Genomic DNA, 16,611 nt, shown 5'->3' with positions numbered 1-16,611 from the left:
AGGATGATATGAGCATCATTAGAAAACAGGACTTTATCGATTCCATTGCTGACGCCCTGCAGTACATCTCCTTCTACCACCCCCTCGATTTCGTGCAGGCCGCCAAGGCCGCCTATGACCGCGAGATCAACCCGGCCGCCAAGGATGCCCTGGCCCAGATCCTGATCAACTCCCGCATGTCTGCCGAAGGTCATCGCCCGCTCTGTCAGGATACCGGTATCGTCACTTGCTTCGTCAAGATCGGTATGCAGGTACAGTGGGACAGCGACATGACGGTCCAGGAGATGGTGGATGAGGGCACCCGCCGCGCCTACACCAATCCGGACAACCCGCTGCGCGCCTCCGTGCTGGCGGATCCGGCCGGCAGCCGCAAGAACACCAAAGACAATGCCCCCGCTGTCGTGCATATCGACATGATCCCCGGCGACAAGGTGGAAGTGAGTATCGCGGCCAAGGGCGGCGGCTCCGAAAACAAATCTAAGATGGTGATGCTCAACCCCTCCGACGATATCGTGGAGTGGGTGCTCAAGACGGTGCCGACCATGGGGGCTGGCTGGTGCCCGCCCGGCATGCTCGGCATCGGCATCGGCGGCACCGCCGAGAAAGCGGCGGTGCTCGCCAAGGAAGCCCTGATGGAGCACATCGATATCCAGGAGCTGATTGCCCGTGGTCCCGAGACCACCGAAGAGAAGCTGAGGGTCGAGCTCTATGACAAGGTCAACAAGCTCGGGATCGGTGCCCAGGGGCTGGGCGGCCTGACCACGGTGCTGGATGTGAAGGTGAAATCCGCACCGACCCACGCCGCCTCCAAGCCCGTGGTGATGATCCCCAACTGCGCCGCCACTCGTCACGTGCATTTCGAACTCGATGGTTCCGGCCCGGCGGAGCTGACACCCCCCAGGCTGGAAGACTGGCCGGAGATCACCCGTGAGTCCGGTGGCAATGTGCGCCGGGTCAACGTGGATGGCATCACCAAGGCAGAGCTTGCCAGCTGGAAGAGCGGTGATACCGTGCTGCTCTCCGGCAAGATCCTGACCGGCCGCGACGCCGCCCACAAGCGCATCGCCGACATGCTGAAAAAAGGTGAAGGACTGCCGGAAGGGGTCGATTTCACCAACCGCTTCATCTATTACGTGGGCCCGGTCGATGCGGTGCGTGACGAGGTGGTCGGCCCGGCTGGCCCCACCACGTCCACCCGGATGGACAAATTCACCGACATGATGCTGGGAGAAACCGGCCTCATCGGCATGATCGGCAAGTCCGAGCGCGGCCCCAAGACGGTCGAGAGCATCAAGCAGCACCAGGCTGTCTACCTGATGGCGGTGGGCGGCGCCGCCTATCTGGTGGCGAAAGCCATCAAGAAGGCGCGCGTGGTGGCCTTTGCCGATCTGGGGATGGAGGCCATCTACGAGTTCGAGGTGGAAGACATGCCGGTCACCGTGGCGGTCGACTCCCAGGGCAACAACATCCACGAGACCGGCCCGGCCTACTGGTCCGCCAAGATTGCCGAGCTGGAGACCAAGCTGGCTTGATCAATCGGACTTCGATGCAAACGGAGAGCGATTAGCCCCCGTACAGCAGCATGTTGAAAGGCGACCCTCGGGTCGCCTTTTTTACGGGCCCCATTTGACGGTCTGGGCCTGAGCAAATTTACTGCTGCTGTGCTGCTGTGCTGCTGTGCTGCTGTGCTGCTGTGCTGCTGTGCTGCTGTGCTGCTGTGCTGCTGTGCTGCTGTGCTGCTGTGCTGCTTTGTCTTTGTCGTCATGGCATCCCGGGTCGGAAGCCTGGATAACCCGGTGGGCAATGCCGGCGCATTGGCTGTTACGCCGAAGGGGCGATCAGTGGTTCAGGTAGATATCCTGGCCGCCGTAGCTCAGTGCCCCACCCAGAGGGGTTGAGGGCTCGAAGAAGCGGGTCAGGACACCGGCACGTTGGCCCAGGGTGCTCAATGTGCTCCGGTCCAGAGCGACCTGTTCGGGCAGCCAGGTTAGCACGGCGGCACAGTGACCATTCATCAGGCTCTGCTCCAGCAGGCGCTGCCAATTCTTGATCTTGGGGGCGTGCACGACAAGCACCCTGGCAGGATTGATCCCTCTGGCCTGCAATTGCGCGGCGGCGGGCAGACCTGGCGGGGCGACGAGAAGGATCCAGCCACTGTCAGACTGACTCAGTTGCCCCAGGGCATCGAGCAGCGGCGCTTCCTGATGGAGAGGGCCGCGCCGCTGCTCTTGTCCCATCTTGCTCTGATGGCGAGTGGGCCAGGTGGTGATCAGACCGGCAGAGGAGGAAGGGGGGCAAAGACTCAGGGGCTGGCTCATATGTCGTTCCTGTATGAATAACCATGCTGTATGCGTATACAGTAGTTCTGTTCGCAAGGAGTGACAAGTCATTTGTGGCTAAAAGTGTGAGCCGATTAACAGGGGATGATTTTAACTCCATGATTAAAAAGAATATTTATATCTTCCTTATACAGGGTGTTTTTTAACCTGTAGACAAACTTCGGGTCGGCGCTCATGGTTATACAGTCCTGTATGGGGAGAGGAGGGAGCGAGATGGACGTCAGTACCTTGCAACGACTGGATGCGAACATTCTGCTCGGGATCATCAACGAGAAGCTGCGGCTGGAGTGTGATGGTCTGGAAGAGCTGCTGGCTTACTACGACATGACAGAAGATCAGCTGGCTACCCGTCTGCAACAGATCGGGTATCACTACGACCCTATGAGCAATCAGTTCAAGGCACATGGTTAATTGAAATCAAAGGATGCTCCGATTGGGGCATCCTTTTTATTACCTGACGAGGAGGTGTGAATTGAAAGCGCTTTCAATTTCTCCCTAGTTGGCGATTATTTTCACGTATTTTCAGTCACAGGCAATCATTGAAAACCTATTCATGAAACTATCTTTTTTGTTTTCATGTATCACCATGATTTAAAACGAAATTTATATTTTATTCAGACTGGCTTAAGGAAAGGGTTTTCATGGTGAAACTGTCATTTTTATGCGTTAAAGTGTGACTCACGTTAACTTTTAAACCCTTGGCTTTAGCTAGTATGCCCCCGCCGGAGCATATTCTGAGATAACAGCGCCGGTCCCCCCGATGGGATGACATTTTTTATTTGTAACGAAGGAAAATGGTTTATGGCTACCAAGAAGAAGACAGACCAGGATCTCCAACTGGATAAAGATCAGCTCAAGGCGAGTATCGTGCGTCACCTGCGTTCTACCTTGGGTACAAGCGAACAGAAAGCCTCTCCGGATGCCTGGTGGAAAGCGACCGCTGCCGCCGTCAATGAACAGGTGTACGAGCGCCTGACCCGTACTCAGCAGACTCACTTCAAGAAAGATACTCGTGCGATTCACTATCTCTCTGCTGAATTTTTGATGGGGCGTTTGACCTCTAACAACCTGCACAACCTCTCCCTCTACAAAGTCTGTGAAGAGGCGCTGGGTGAACTCGGTCTGGAACTGACCGATCTGTGTGAACAAGAGCCTGACATGGCCCTTGGCAACGGCGGCCTGGGTCGTCTGGCTGCCTGCTTCATCGATTCCCTGGCCACTCTGAACTACCCGGCGGTGGGCTATGGCATCCACTACGAGCACGGCCTGTTCCGTCAGGAAATTCAGGATGGCCGTCAGATCGAGCGTCCGGACTCCTGGCGCGAATATGGCAACCCCTGGGAGATCTGCCGCCCGGAATCGGTGCAGGAGATCCCGCTCTACGGCTACGTGGAGACCGTCTTTGGTGACAAGGGTGGCCTGAAGAAGGTGTGGCACGCCGGTCGCAAGATCAAAGGGGTGCCCTGGGACATTCCGGTGGTCGGCTTCGGTGGTCACACCGTCAACATCCTGCGTCTGTGGGAATCCCGCGCCTCCGAGTTCTTCGACTGGGACGTGTTCAACGCCGGTGGTTATATCGACTCCCAGGCCGAGAAGGCCCAGGCCGAGACCATCTCCAAGGTGCTCTACCCGAACGATGAGACCGACGCCGGCAAGGAGCTGCGCCTGATCCAGCAGTACTTCTTCTGCGCCTGCTCCATCAAGGACATCATGCGTCGCTACAAGCGGGTGCATGGCAGTGACTTCAGCAACTTTGCCGCGCAAATCGCCATCCAGCTCAACGATACCCACCCCACCGTGGCCATCCCCGAGCTGATGCGCGTGCTGGTGGACGAAGAGGGGCTGAACTGGGATACCGCCTGGGGCATCTGCTATCAGGTCTTCTCCTACACCAACCACACCCTGCTGCCGGAAGCGCTGGAGAAGTGGTCCGTCAGCCTATTCGAGAAGGTACTGCCGCGCCATCTCGAGATCATTTACGAAATCAACGCCCGTTTCCTGAACGAGCTGGTGGAGCCCAAGTGGCCGGGCAACGATGCCATCAAGGCCAAGCTCTCCATCATCGAAGAGGGTGACGTGCGCAAGGTGCGCATGGGCAACCTGTGCGTCATCGGTTCCTCCAAGGTGAACGGCGTGGCCGAGATCCACTCCAAGCTGGTGAAGGAAGATCTCTTCCCCGAGTATGCCGAGCTGTGGCCCGAGAAGATGTGCAACGTCACCAACGGCGTGACTCCCCGTCGCTGGCTGCTGGCCTGCAACCCGGAACTGGCCGAACTCTACAACGAGGTGGTGGGCAAGGAGTGGCCGCTGCAACTGGACAAGCTGCGTAGCGTGGTGAAGTTTGCCGACGACAAGGCGTTCCAGCAGCAGTTCATGACCATCAAGCGCCACAACAAGGAAAAGCTGGTCAAGGTCATCAAGGCGGAAACCGGTATCGACGTGAGCGCGGAGGCGATCTTCGACGTCCAGATCAAGCGTCTGCACGAGTACAAGCGTCAACAGCTGAACCTCATCCACATCATGGCGCTCTACCGTCGCCTGCTGGCGAACCCGGACTATGACATGCATCCGCGGGTGTTCATCTTCGGCTCCAAGGCGGCGCCCGGCTACAAGCTGGCCAAGGACATCATCTACGCCATCAACAAGCTGGCGGAGCGGGTCAACAACGACGCCCGTATCCAGGGCAAGCTGAAAGTGGTGTTCATGCCGAACTACCGCGTGAGCCTCGCCGAGAAGCTGATCCCGGCGGCGGATGTCTCTGAGCAGATCTCCACCGCAGGTTACGAAGCCTCCGGTACCGGCAACATGAAGATGGCGCTGAACGGTGCCATCACCATCGGGACGCTGGATGGGGCCAACATCGAGATCGCCGAAGAGGCGGGGGCCGAGAACTGCGCCATCTTCGGTCTGAACGTGGACGAGGTGAAGTCCCTGAAGTCGCGCGGCTACAACCCGTATGACTTCTACTACGCCAACTCCGAACTGAAAGCCGTGCTGGACTGGTTTGATACCGACTACTTCACGCCGGGTCGCCCGGGGGAGCTCTCCTCCATCAAGCGTTCCCTGCTGGAAGGGGGAGACCCTTACCTGACTCTGGCGGATTTCGAGTCCTACTCCGAGGCGCACAAGCTGATCGACGCCTGGTACCGGGATCCGGCCCTGTGGGCGAAGAAAGCCATCATCAACTCGGCCACCATGGGCAAGTTCAACTCCGACCGCTCCATCCAGGATTACGTAGACCGGATCTGGAAACTGACGAGCTGCAGCGTCGGCTGATGTCTGCTCCTGTGAAAAACCCCGCGATGCGGGGTTTTTTTTCATCTGTCGGGCTGAGGGAGGCTCAGGGCCTGTCGACCACCCGGGTGTCCGCCGGCACCCGTTTCTTGCCGGTGATCATCGCCCTGACGAGATCACCCCGTACCAGACGATCCAGGGCGATGACGGCCAGTACATGGACGAAGATGGCCACCTGCAGCCCCTTGGCAAAGAACTCGTGGATCTCTTCCATGCGATGGGTGCCGGAGAGCGGCCCGTATTCGGTCATGATCCCGCTGGCGGCGGTGCCGACAAGGCAGGTCAACAGCAGCAGTATCATCAAGGACCCCAAAGGATTGTGGCCGGCGTAGTAGGGGTGGCGCCCCTTGATCGTCTCCTTGAGATAGGTGATGACGCCGGTCGGTGTCGGCAGCCACTGGGCGAAGCGGGCATGATAGGAGCCGATGAATCCCCATACGATGCGCAGTGCCAGCAGTCCGGCCAGCGTATATCCCGCATAGCGGTGGTTGCGCGCCCCCTCTTCAATGATGAAGAGATTCAGCACGCACAACAGCACAGTGGCCCAGTGAAATACCCTGACCACCGGATCCCATACCTTGATTTCACGGTTGTTCTGCATCGTCTTACCCATGAGGTGATCCCCTTGTCGTGATGTCCATGATCATCGCCATCGTCAGCCATGGCTGCGTGATGGCCGTTGTCAGCATCATGGAGGCGATTTCTTAAGTGCAAGTTAATGTCGCCGTGATGTCGCGGGTAGGGAGTGCGGTGGTTTCGGGGCGAGAAAAAGCCCCGGCGATGCGGCAATGCTGATCAGTTAAGGATCCATTGACCGATCCTTCTGCTGTAGGACAATCCGGAACCAATCACTGGTTCCGGATTTTTTTATGTCTATTGCAAACGATCTGAACGATGTTGTTGAGGCATCTGGCGACATGCTGGCTCGGCTGGCCATTTTTGCCGACCATATTCCCGACGAATGGATTACTGCCGCTGCCGCCTTGTCTGAAAAGGCCACTATCCGCCGACGCCGCTTACCTTCTGATATGGTCTTGTGGCTCGTCGTGGGGATGGCCTTTTTCCGCAATGAGCCCATCTCCGAGGTCGCTCGGCGCCTCAACATCTGTGCAGAAGGGTTGGCCAATGATGCCTTGCTCGCGGACAGTGCCCTGTCTCAGGCCCGTCAGCGACTCGGCAAACAGCCGCTCGAGTGGCTGTTCAAACAGTGCGCCGATGTGTGGGGGCGGGAACGTTATCCTGAAGACCATTGGCACGGTTTACAGGTCTTTGCCATCGATGGGGCCCTGTTCCGAACCCAGGATATGCCTGAACTCAGAGCACATTTCGGCTCGGGTAACACCTCAACCAACCGGCAGACACCCTACCCGATGCTGCGGTTGGTCACGCTCATGAATGTCCGCTCGCATGTCATTGCCAACGCGGCCATCAGCCCGTACCGCAAAGGGGAAATCCCCCTGGCCAGCGAGTTCATTCACTCATTGCCGGACAAGTCAGTGACCCTGCTGGATAAAGGCTTCTTCGGTGCCGACCTGTTGCTGCGTATTCAGGCCGAAGACACCGACCGTCACTGGCTCATCCCGGAACGCAAGGGGCTGGTATACACGGAACTTGAGCGCTATGGCGACGGTGACCGTCTGTTGCAAATGACGGTCTCGCCTCAGGCTCGCAAGAAAAACCCGGCGTTGCCGACACACTGGCAAGTTCGCGCAGTGACCTATGAGGTGGCAGGCAAGGAGAAAACGGTCTTTACCTCCCTGCCCGTGGCGCGATTCAGTGCAGCTCAGGTGGCGACCCTGTACCACGAGCGCTGGGAAATCGAGCTGGGATACCGGGATATCAAAAGCGCGATGCAGCACAACGCCATCACGCTGAGAAGCAAGAAAGTGGACTTGGTCTATCAGGAGCTGTGGGGATTGCTGCTTGGATACAATCTGGTCAGGCGGGAGGCCAGCCAGGCCGCCGTAGCCCATCAGCGAGCGCCCAATGAGGTGAGCTTTAAGTTTGCCTGTCAGTTCATCGCGAACCAGATGGCAGTGATGGCGGGCGCGTTATCGCCAGCCCATACGCCACGGAGGTTGGCGGAGTTGCGGGGCTGCATAGGCGTCATGTTCATAGAAAAACGCCCCAGGCCATCGAGACCCAGGGCGGTGAAGATATCAAAGACCCGTTTTCCGGTAAATCGCAATGCGGCTCCGCTTAAGTGAACAGCATTGCGGCGATGCGGGGCTTGGAGGGGCATTAGGGGGCGAACCTCAGTGGAGGATATCCCCCATGAAATAGGCCAGCATGGTCAGGATGACGGTGAACACCAGGTTCAGTACCAGGCCGGCCCGCATCATCTCCCGCTGCTGGATATGGCCGCTGGCGAAGACGATGGCGTTGGGAGGCGTTGCCACCGGCAGCATGAAGGCACAGGAGGCGCCGACGGCGATCAGCACGGAGACCACGATGGGGGAGACCCCCAGTGCCTCGGCCACCCCGGCGAACAGCGGCACCAGCAGCGCGGCAGTGGCGGTGTTGGAGACCAGCTCGGTCAGGAACACCACGAAGGCGGCCAGGCAGAGCAGGATCACGAAGATGGGCATGGAGGAGAGGCCGCTGGAGAGGTGCTCCGCCAGGAAGGCGTTGGCCCCGGTCTGCTTGAGGATGGCGCTCAAGGTGAGACCACCCCCGAACAGCAGCAGCACGCCCCAGTCGGTGTTCTGGTTGATGTCATCCCAGCTGGCGACGCGGCTGACGGCGATGGCCAGGATGGCGCCCATGGCGATCAGGGTATCGAACTGGGGAATGCCGCCCAGCGCCTTGGCAAGAGGCTGGGATCCAATCCACAGCAGCACCGTGGTCAGGAAGATGGCCAGGGTCACTTTGCGCTGACCTGTCCACTCGATGGTGACCTGCTCGGTGCTGACCTGGTGGGAGAGATTGGGACGGGTCACCCAGTAGAGCAGGCCGATGCCTACCGGCATGAAGATGATCACCACGGGGATGCCGAACTCCAGCCAGTCGGTGAAGCCCAAGCCCATCTGGGCGGCGGCGATGGCATTGGGGGGGCTGCCCACCAGTGTGCCGATGCCACCGATGCTGGCGCTATAGGCGACGCCAAGCAGCACGAAGACAAGGGTGCGGCGCTCCTTGTGAACGTCCAGCCCTTTCAGCATGCCGAGGGCCAGCGGCATCATCATGGCCGCGGTTGCGGTGTTGCTGATCCACATGGAGAGGGCGGCCGTGATGGTGAAGAGCACGATGGAAGCCCAGCCCAGGTGTCCCTTGGCGAGCTGCATCACCTTGCCGGCGATCTGGGTGTCGAGTCCCTGCTTGGAGAGGGCTGCAGCGAGGGCAAAGCCGCCAAAGAAGAGGAACAGGACGGGGTTGGCAAAGTCGGTCAGCGACTTGCTCATGTCGAACACCCCGAGCAGGGTGGCGAGCACCGGGATGGAGATGGCAGTGATGGTGATGTTCACCGCCTCGGTCAGCCAGAGGATGGCGATGAAGATTAGGATGGCCAGCCCCTTGTTGACCATGGGGTCAAACGGGAGCCATGCCAGCATGGCGCAGAGCAGGAGCAGATCCAGGATGACGATCCCGGACTTGATGTCCAGCCAGCGTGAGGGGGGAGTCGGAGGTACAGCCGATGTGTGCATAACGTTCTCTCGGTTAATTTATGGTTGTTGTTGTGATGCCGAGGTTACATATATCCCCCTGTTTGAAACAGGGGGATATGGTCAAATCATGTGGCGACTCACAGAGTCAAGTGAAGATGGATCTTCAATCAAACAGAAATGAAACATTTTATTTTCATTTGACAGGGGAGGTGAAGGAGAGCAGCCACTCCTTGAACAGGCTCTTGGGCAGGGAGCCGCTGCGCTGTGCCAGGATCTCCCCCCGCTGGAAGACCATCAGGGTAGGAATGCTGCGAATGCCATAGCGACCTGCGATGGCGGCCTCCTGCTCGGTATCGAGTTTCACGAAGCGAAGGCGGGGCTCAAGCTCCCGGGCGACCTCCTGAAAGACGGGGGCAAACTGCAGGCAGGGGCCACACCAGCTTGCCCAAAAGTCCACCACCACCGGGATGTCGGACTGGATCAGGGCATCGAAGCTGGCCTGACGCCCCGCCACCGGGGTTTGTTCGAAGAGGGCGTGACGGCAGCGGCCACACTTCGCGTTTGAGTCTGCTTTTTCGACAGGCAGGCGGTTGCGGGTAAAGCATTGGCTACAATAGGTGGTGACAAGTGACATAATTGCTTCCTTATTTCATGGCCCGGCAACATCTTTATTGCAATCAGAGCGCCGACTAACGGTAACATAGCACTCAGTGGTTTTTCACAGTTGGCCTCCGGCCGTGACCTGATGTCACCGGATGGCCGACCATGACATGAGAATCGAGACGGGATGAAGAGTGTTGCACGGGGCAATCGTGTTGTCTTTGGCCTTATCATCGTATCGCTGGTGGGCTTTTCTGCCTATTGCTGGCAGTTGCTCAGCCAGCAGCAGCGTGCCTTCGATTTGAGCGTGGCGGCTGAGATGGTGCTCAATCGGGTCAATACCGATACCGTCTATCTGCTGGGGCGCGCGAAGGCCAGCGATGGCAGCGTACAGCAACGTCTGAGCCTGCTTTCCAGTCACCTGGACAGGTTCGTCAGGCTGGTGCACGAGGATCCGGAGTCGGTGGACGACCCCGGCTCCCAGGCGTTGCAGCGGGACATCGACGGTTATCTGCTGGATCTCGCCAGGCTTTACACCATGGAGATGACCATCGAGTATCTGGCTCCCCGCTTCCAGGGCCAGCTCAAGGCGTTGCAAGGCACCCTGCCGGTCGGTGAGGCGCAGTACCGCGACCTTACCGAACTCATGCGCCTGCACCACTACCTCCGACGCAGCTGGGATCAGAACGAGCAGCGGCAACTGTTGCAACTCCAGCAGCACCTGCTTGACCGCTATGGCGAGCAGCCGAGGGTCACGGCCCTCGTCCGGCTGGGCCAGGAGTTCAATCAGCAGGTGATGGAGTACCATCGCCTGCGCAATCAGGTGGTGGAGATGAAGGGGCTGAGCTCACTGCCCGCCTGGAAGCAGAGCAAGCTGGAGCGGGCCTCCTCCCTCAAGAGCCGCTTCTACCTGATGGTGCTGGGGGGGGCGCTGCTCTGCTTCTCGCTGGTGGCCGCGACCCTGTGGCGTCGCAACCAGAAGCTGAGCGAGCTCTCTCGCCATGCCGCGCTGCTGGCCCAGGCCAAGAGCGACTTCCTGGCCAACATGAGCCACGAGATCCGCACCCCCATGAATGCCATCATCGGCTTCAGCGCCCTGGCACTGCAAACCAGTCTGGATCCCCAGCAGCGGGACTATCTCAACAAGATCAGATCCTCGTCGGACACCTTGCTGCTGCTCATCAACGACATCCTGGATCTCACCAAGGTGGAGTCCGGCAAGCTGACCCTGGAGGAGATCGACTTCGATCTCAGCGAGCAGCTCGACTCCCTCGCCGCCATGTTCGCGGATCTGGCGGAGCGCAAGCACATCGAGGTCATCATCAACAAGTCTCCCGCCGTGCCCGACTTTCTGCGCGGGGATCCGCTGCGCCTCGGTCAGGTGCTGGTCAACCTGGTGAACAATGCCATCAAGTTCACCGAGCGGGGCGAGGTGGAGGTGGCCATTACGCTCACCAGCCAGCATCCCATGCGGGTCTGTTTCAGCGTGCGGGATACCGGCATCGGCATCGCCCCGGAGAAGCAGGCCCAGCTGTTCCAGCCCTTTACCCAGCTGGAGGCGGGCAATACCCGCAAATATGGCGGCTCCGGGCTTGGCCTCAACATCTCCCAGCGCCTGGTGGGACTGATGGGTGGGGAGATCACCGTGCAGAGCAAGCCCGGGGTGGGCTCCACCTTCCTGTTCGAGATCCCCATCTCCCAGGCGGTGTACGGGGTCTCGGGGCGCCGGGTCTTCTTCGATCACCAGCCTCTGATCCTGATGATGGATGACAACGAGCTGGTGCTGGAGCTGGCCAAGGACATCCTGGGGCGGGCGGGGGCGTCCGTCATCACGGTCAACAGCCTCTCCCGCGCCCGTCAGGTGCTGCGGGAAGAGGGGCATCACATCCGCCTCGCCATCCTCGACTGGCGCATGGGTCAGGAGGATGGCCTGGACTTGGCCCTCGAGATGTACCAGCACAGCCAGTGGCGGCGCTTGCCTGTCCTGATGACCAGCGCCTGGTCCAGGGAGGGGCTGCACGGGCGGATGGAGAGCATGGGACTGACCCATTTCCTGGCTAAACCCATGACCGAAAACGCCTTGCTGGCCAAGGTGGACGAACTGCTCAACGGCAGCTCCCATGACAGCAAGGTCCGCCAGGCGGAGGCCCAGGGGGATCAGCAGCAGTTCCGGGAGCTGCTGCGCGGTACCCGGGTGCTGCTGGCCGAGGACAACCGGGTCAACCAGCAGCTCATTCTGGAGTACCTGCGCCGGGTGGAGGCCAAGGTCACCGTGGTGGACAACGGCCGCGAGGCGGTGGAGCAGGTGGCGGAGCAGCCGTTTGACGTCATCCTGATGGATCTGCAGATGCCGGTGCTGGACGGGCTGGATGCCACCCGCCAGATCCGCAAGATGGTGGACAAGCACGATGTGCCCATCATCGCCCTCACCGCCAGCGCCATGCCGGGGGACAGGGAGCGCTGCCTTGGCGTCGGCATGAACGGCTATGTCACCAAGCCGGTGAGCAAGCTCGATCTCTACAACAACCTGCTGCAATGGGTGAAGAGCAGCGGCGGGGAGCCCAAGGTGCCCATCGAGGTCAAGCCGCCGGCCCTCATGGGCGTGCTGGATCTGGAGGATGCCCTGCGCCGGCTGGAGCATGACAGGGAGGCGCTGCAGATCCTCTTCAAGCTGTTCCTCTCCGAGCACAAGGACGATCTGTGGGACATCCGCACCGCCCTGCGTCGCCAGCAGCCCGAAGTGGCGTGCCGCTTGCTGCATACCCTGAAGGGGGTCTCGGCCAACATCTCCGCCTCCCGCCTGCAACTGCTGGCCGGGGAACTGGAGTGGCGGCTGCGGCTGCAGGAGGAGCTGAGCGAGGGGGAGCTCAACCAGTTGCAGCAGGTCTTTACCCAGACCCGGGAGGAGGTCTCCCACTTCCTGCTCACCGGAGAGCAGCAGGAGTCGGTCGCCTTCCCGTTCTCGCCCCCCGACAAGCGGCTCTGAGGGAGGGCAAGATAGCAATCGTTCTCAAGTCACCCGCTTCAGGCTATGATGACCCACTCGTTCGCCCCCGCCAGGGGGCGATTGTATTGAGCTTCTCTTCATGATCACGCGGCAGCGCGCTGCGACCAAGGACTTCTCTGTGAGCGTATTTTTGCGGCTTGGCTGGTTTTTCAAGGATCAGTGGCGGCGTTATCTGGTGGCCATCTCCCTGCTGATGCTGGTGGCCCTGTTGACCGTGATCCCCCCAAGGTGGTGGGCTGGGTGGTGGATGGCATCGCCAAGGGTGACCTGGACAGCGGCACCCTGACCGGCTATCTGGCGGGGCTTTTGGGCCTGGGATTGCTTATCTACCTGCTGCGCTATGTGTGGCGGGTCATGCTGTTCGGTGCCTCCTACCGGCTCGCCTACGTGCTGCGCAACCGGCTGTTCAGCCACTTCACCCGCATGAGCCCGGATTTCTACCAGCGCCACCGCACCGGTGATCTGATGGCCCACGCCACCAACGACATCCAGGCGGTGGAGATGACCGCAGGGGAAGGGGTGCTGACCCTGGTGGACTCCTTCATCGTCGGCATCCTGGTGCTCTCCATCATGTGCAGCCAGTACTCCTGGCAGCTGACCCTGCTCTCCCTGCTGCCCCTGCCGGTGATGGCTTTCTTCATGAACCGCTTCGGGACCCAGATCTACAAGGAGTTCAAGGCGGCTCAGGGGGCCTTCTCCCGCCTCAACAACAAGACCCAGGAGGCCCTCTCCGGGGTGCGGGTGCTCAAATCCTACGCGGTCGAATCCCTGGAGGACGAGGGCTTTGCCGAGCTGACCCGTCAGGCGGGGGAGCGCAACATGGCGGTGGCCCGCATCGACGCCAAGTTCGACCCCGTGATTTACCTGTGCATCGGCTGCTCCTATTTTCTGGCGGTCGCAGGGGGCAGCGCCCTGGTGCTGCAAGACAAGCTGACTCTGGGGGAGCTCACCAGCTTCACCATGTACCTCGGCCAGCTCATCTGGCCCATGTTCGCCATCGCCTGGCTGTTCAACATCATCGAGCGGGGCAGCGCCGCCTACTCGCGCATCGAAAGCCTGCTGGGGGAGCGCAGCGACATCGAGGAGCCGGCCCATCCCGTTGCGCTGGCCTCGGCCTTTCCCCTGCGGGTGCAGGGGCTGGGCTACCGGCTGGAGCAGCGCACCCTGTTGCAGGGGGTGGATGTCACCCTGCAGGCTGGCGCCATGCTGGGGATAGTGGGACGTACCGGGGCAGGCAAGAGCTCCCTGCTCAAGCTGCTGATGCGCCTGGCCAACCCCACGGCCGGGGAGATCCGCATGGGGGAGGTGCCCATCTCGCAACTGTCGCTGGGTGAGCTGCGCAGCCAGTTTGCCTATGTGCCCCAGGAGCCGTTTCTGTTCTCCACCACCATCGCGGCCAACATCGCCCTGGGCCGCCCCGAGGCGAGCCGGGAGGAGATTGAGCGGGTGGCGCGCATCGCCTGCGTTCACGACGACATCAGTCGCTTCCCCAAAGGGTATGAAACCGAGGTGGGAGAGAAGGGGGTGACCCTCTCCGGCGGTCAGAAGCAGCGTCTGGCCATCGCCCGCGCCCTGCTGCTGGATGCCCCTATCCTGGTGCTGGATGACGCCCTCTCGGCGGTGGATGCCCACACCGAGCAGCAGATCCTGCTGGCCCTCAAGGTCCACAAGCGCACCCTGGTGCTGGTGAGCCACCGCATGACGGCGGTGGAGCAGGCGGACGAGATCCTGGTGCTGGAGCAGGGAGCGATCAGCGAGCGGGGCCGTCACGAGACCCTGATGGCCAGGAACGGCTGGTACGCGGACATGGTCCGCTACCAGCGCCTGGAGCAGGACGTGGAGGAGAGCCTGTGAACAGGATGACAAGGCCCCTGGTTTCCTTCACCCCCCGCCCGGCTCCCGCGAGCGGAGAGGGGAGCAAAGAGAGTCAATTCCCGTGGAACGTTGCGCTGGAGGCAAGTCTGTGAATCCAACCATCAAACGGCTGCTCGCCTACTGCGCCAGCTACCCCCGCTGGCTGGTGCAGGCGGGCATCTGCCTGCTGCTCGCCACCGGCGCCGAGGTGGCGGGCCCCTTGCTCATCAAGCTCTTCATCGATGACTACCTGGCGCCGCGCCGGCTGGAGTGGGGCATCATCGCCGCCCTTGCCGCCGGTTATCTGGGGCTGCAGGTGTTGTCGGCGGCCGGCTTCTATCTGCAATCCCTGCGCTTCAACCGTATCGCCCAGGCGGTGGTGCAGCGTCTGCGCGAGCAGGTGTTCGCCACCGCCATCCGCCTGCCTGCCCGCTATTTCGACAAGCACCGCTCGGGCTCCCTCATCTCCCGCATCACCAACGACACCGAGGCGATCATGAACCTCTATGTCCAGGTGATAGGGCTCCTGGTGCAAAAAGTGGTGCTCCTGTGCGGTATCCTGCTCTCCATGGCGCTGCTGGACTTGCGCCTGATGCTGGTGTGCGCCACCCTGCTGCCGGCGGTGGGAGCCGTGATGTGGCTCTACCAGAAACTGAGCGTGCCCGTGGTGCGGGCGACCCGATCCTTGCTCTCCGACATCAACAGCCGTCTCAACGAGTCGTTGCAGGGGATGCCGGTGATCCAGGCCATGGTGCAGGAGCGCCACTTCGCCAACGCCTTTGCCGGGGTGAACCAGCAGCACTGGCAGGCGCGGATCAAGAGCCTCAAGATCAACGGCATCCTGCTGCGCCCCCTCATCGATCTCTTCTACATGATGGTGCTCATCGGCCTGCTGGCCCTGTTTGCCCACGAGGGGCTGAGCACGGCGGGGGCCATCCAGGTGGGGGTGCTTTACGCCTTCATCAGCTATCTGGGGCGGATGATCGAGCCCCTCATCGAGATGACCAACCAGCTCAACCAGTTGCAGCAGGCCATGGTGGCGGGGGAGCGGGTGTTCGCCCTGCTCGATGAAACCCGCGAGAGCACCGACGGGGAGGTGCGCCCCCTGGAGGGACGGGTACGCTTCGATGGGGTGGGCTTCTCCTACGACGGGGAGCAGCAGGTACTGCAAGATGTGAGCTTTGCCACCCGGCCGGGCCAGATGCTGGCGCTGGTGGGCCACACCGGCAGCGGCAAGTCCACCATCATCAGCCTGCTGATGGGTTTCTACCCCCTGGATCGGGGGAGCATCCACTTTGATGATCACCCCATGAACGGCCTGGCCCTCTCGGCGGTGCGCCGCAGCATCGGCCTGGTGCAGCAGGATCCTTTCATCTTCGTCGGCACCCTGGCCGAGAACCTGCGCCTTGGGCGTGACGGCATCGAGGATGGGCGGCTCTGGCAGGCCCTGGAGGAGGTGCAGCTGGCCGATTTCGTGCGCCGCCTGCCCGATGGCCTGACCACCCTGATGGAGGAGGGGGGCAAGAACCTCTCCGCTGGCCAGCGCCAGCTGCTCTCCTTTGCCCGCGCCCTGGTGGGGGATCCGCGCATCCTCATCCTGGACGAGGCGACCGCGAGCGTGGACTCCCAGACCGAGCTCGCCCTCTCCCAGGCGCTCTCGGCGGCGCGCCGTGGCCGCACCACCATCGCCATCGCTCACCGCCTCTCCACCATTGTGGATGCCGATGAAATCCTGCTGCTCTCCCGCGGGTGGGTGAGCGAGCGCGGTACCCACGGCGAGCTGATGGCGCTGGGAGGACATTATGCCCAGCTGTTCGAGATGCAGAGCCAGGGGGCCTGGCTTGAAGAGAAACGGGCCTGAGGCCCACCTAAAAAAACAGCCGGCATCTGCCGGCTGTTTTTTTGACTGGCG

Annotated in this window: 10 protein-coding genes and 1 pseudogene; 7 read left to right on the top strand and 4 right to left on the bottom strand. The window is 61.0% G+C overall.

The features are described 5' to 3' along the window. Nucleotides 1-8 precede the first annotated feature (8 nt). Nucleotides 9-1,532 (top strand): fumarate hydratase, encoded by a 1,524-nt coding sequence (locus tag C2U47_RS22040; protein WP_039040872.1) that lies wholly within the window; start codon nucleotides 9-11, stop codon nucleotides 1,530-1,532. A gap of 306 nt (nucleotides 1,533-1,838) precedes the next feature. Here the strand turns inward: C2U47_RS22040 and C2U47_RS22035 are convergent, their stop codons facing one another. Beyond that, nucleotides 1,839-2,318, bottom strand: coding sequence for a cell division inhibitor (locus tag C2U47_RS22035; protein ID WP_103261912.1), 480 nt, complete (start codon nucleotides 2,316-2,318; stop codon nucleotides 1,839-1,841). Between the two features lie 234 nt (nucleotides 2,319-2,552). On the opposite strand from C2U47_RS22035, the gene C2U47_RS22030 reads away from it, so the two are divergent. Both C2U47_RS22030 and C2U47_RS22025 read left to right on the top strand, forming a co-directional pair. Then, complete coding sequence (locus C2U47_RS22030; RefSeq protein WP_005323525.1) at nucleotides 2,553-2,750, top strand: DUF4250 domain-containing protein; 198 nt, start codon at nucleotides 2,553-2,555, stop codon at nucleotides 2,748-2,750. A gap of 390 nt (nucleotides 2,751-3,140) precedes the next feature. Continuing rightward, entirely contained in the window at nucleotides 3,141-5,615 is a 2,475-nt protein-coding gene (locus tag C2U47_RS22025) for a glycogen/starch/alpha-glucan phosphorylase (protein WP_103243056.1), read from the top strand. A gap of 64 nt (nucleotides 5,616-5,679) precedes the next feature. Here C2U47_RS22025 and C2U47_RS22020 read toward each other — a convergent pair whose 3' ends face one another. Further along, nucleotides 5,680-6,246: a cytochrome b/b6 domain-containing protein gene (locus C2U47_RS22020; RefSeq protein ID WP_103261911.1), complete on the bottom strand. Its 567-nt coding sequence runs from the start codon at nucleotides 6,244-6,246 to the stop codon at nucleotides 5,680-5,682. A 256-nt stretch (nucleotides 6,247-6,502) separates the two neighbouring features. Here C2U47_RS22020 and C2U47_RS22015 point away from each other — a divergent pair, with 256 nt between their 5' ends. After that, nucleotides 6,503-7,840, top strand: a complete 1,338-nt coding sequence (locus tag C2U47_RS22015; RefSeq protein ID WP_041205253.1) for an IS4-like element ISAeme15 family transposase — start codon at nucleotides 6,503-6,505, stop codon at nucleotides 7,838-7,840. Between the two features lie 48 nt (nucleotides 7,841-7,888). Here C2U47_RS22015 and C2U47_RS22010 read toward each other — a convergent pair whose 3' ends face one another. Both C2U47_RS22010 and trxC read right to left on the bottom strand, forming a co-directional pair. Beyond that, on the bottom strand, nucleotides 7,889-9,277 hold the full coding sequence (locus C2U47_RS22010) for an SLC13 family permease (RefSeq protein WP_010674893.1): 1,389 nt from the start codon (nucleotides 9,275-9,277) through the stop codon (nucleotides 7,889-7,891). A gap of 154 nt (nucleotides 9,278-9,431) precedes the next feature. After that, nucleotides 9,432-9,872: a thioredoxin TrxC gene (gene trxC / locus C2U47_RS22005; protein ID WP_010674892.1), complete on the bottom strand. Its 441-nt coding sequence runs from the start codon at nucleotides 9,870-9,872 to the stop codon at nucleotides 9,432-9,434. A 153-nt stretch (nucleotides 9,873-10,025) separates the two neighbouring features. Here trxC and C2U47_RS22000 point away from each other — a divergent pair, with 153 nt between their 5' ends. From C2U47_RS22000 to C2U47_RS21990, 3 genes and pseudogenes are all read left to right on the top strand, one after another. Further along, entirely contained in the window at nucleotides 10,026-12,824 is a 2,799-nt protein-coding gene (locus C2U47_RS22000; RefSeq protein WP_103261910.1) for a hybrid sensor histidine kinase/response regulator, read from the top strand. 139 nt (nucleotides 12,825-12,963) lie between these two features. Beyond that, a pseudogene (locus C2U47_RS21995) lies at nucleotides 12,964-14,699 on the top strand (ABC transporter transmembrane domain-containing protein). Nucleotides 14,700-14,808: 109 nt separating this feature from the next. Continuing rightward, on the top strand, nucleotides 14,809-16,560 hold the full coding sequence (locus C2U47_RS21990; RefSeq protein ID WP_103261909.1) for an ABC transporter transmembrane domain-containing protein: 1,752 nt from the start codon (nucleotides 14,809-14,811) through the stop codon (nucleotides 16,558-16,560). The last annotated feature ends 51 nt before the right edge of the window (nucleotides 16,561-16,611 follow it).

Origin of the sequence: Aeromonas sp. ASNIH7 (assembly GCF_002903485.1) — a bacterium.
In the GTDB taxonomy this organism is placed as follows: domain Bacteria; phylum Pseudomonadota; class Gammaproteobacteria; order Enterobacterales; family Aeromonadaceae; genus Aeromonas; species Aeromonas caviae.
This window is presented reverse-complemented; position numbering and strand designations above follow the sequence as displayed.

Bases quoted from the DNA above. Each gene is read 5' to 3' on its own strand.
- C2U47_RS22010 (WP_010674893.1), bottom strand. From the start codon at position 9,277: ATGCACACATCGGCTGTACCTCCGACTCCCCCCTCACGCTGGCTGGAC.
- C2U47_RS22015 (WP_041205253.1), top strand. From the start codon at position 6,503: ATGTCTATTGCAAACGATCTGAACGATGTTGTTGAGGCATCTGGCGAC.
- trxC (WP_010674892.1), bottom strand. From the start codon at position 9,872: ATGTCACTTGTCACCACCTATTGTAGCCAATGCTTTACCCGCAACCGC.
- C2U47_RS22035 (WP_103261912.1), bottom strand. From the start codon at position 2,318: ATGAGCCAGCCCCTGAGTCTTTGCCCCCCTTCCTCCTCTGCCGGTCTG.
- C2U47_RS22020 (WP_103261911.1), bottom strand. From the start codon at position 6,246: ATGGGTAAGACGATGCAGAACAACCGTGAAATCAAGGTATGGGATCCG.
- C2U47_RS22040 (WP_039040872.1), top strand. From the start codon at position 9: ATGAGCATCATTAGAAAACAGGACTTTATCGATTCCATTGCTGACGCC.
- C2U47_RS22025 (WP_103243056.1), top strand. From the start codon at position 3,141: ATGGCTACCAAGAAGAAGACAGACCAGGATCTCCAACTGGATAAAGAT.
- C2U47_RS22030 (WP_005323525.1), top strand. From the start codon at position 2,553: ATGGACGTCAGTACCTTGCAACGACTGGATGCGAACATTCTGCTCGGG.
- C2U47_RS22000 (WP_103261910.1), top strand. From the start codon at position 10,026: ATGAAGAGTGTTGCACGGGGCAATCGTGTTGTCTTTGGCCTTATCATC.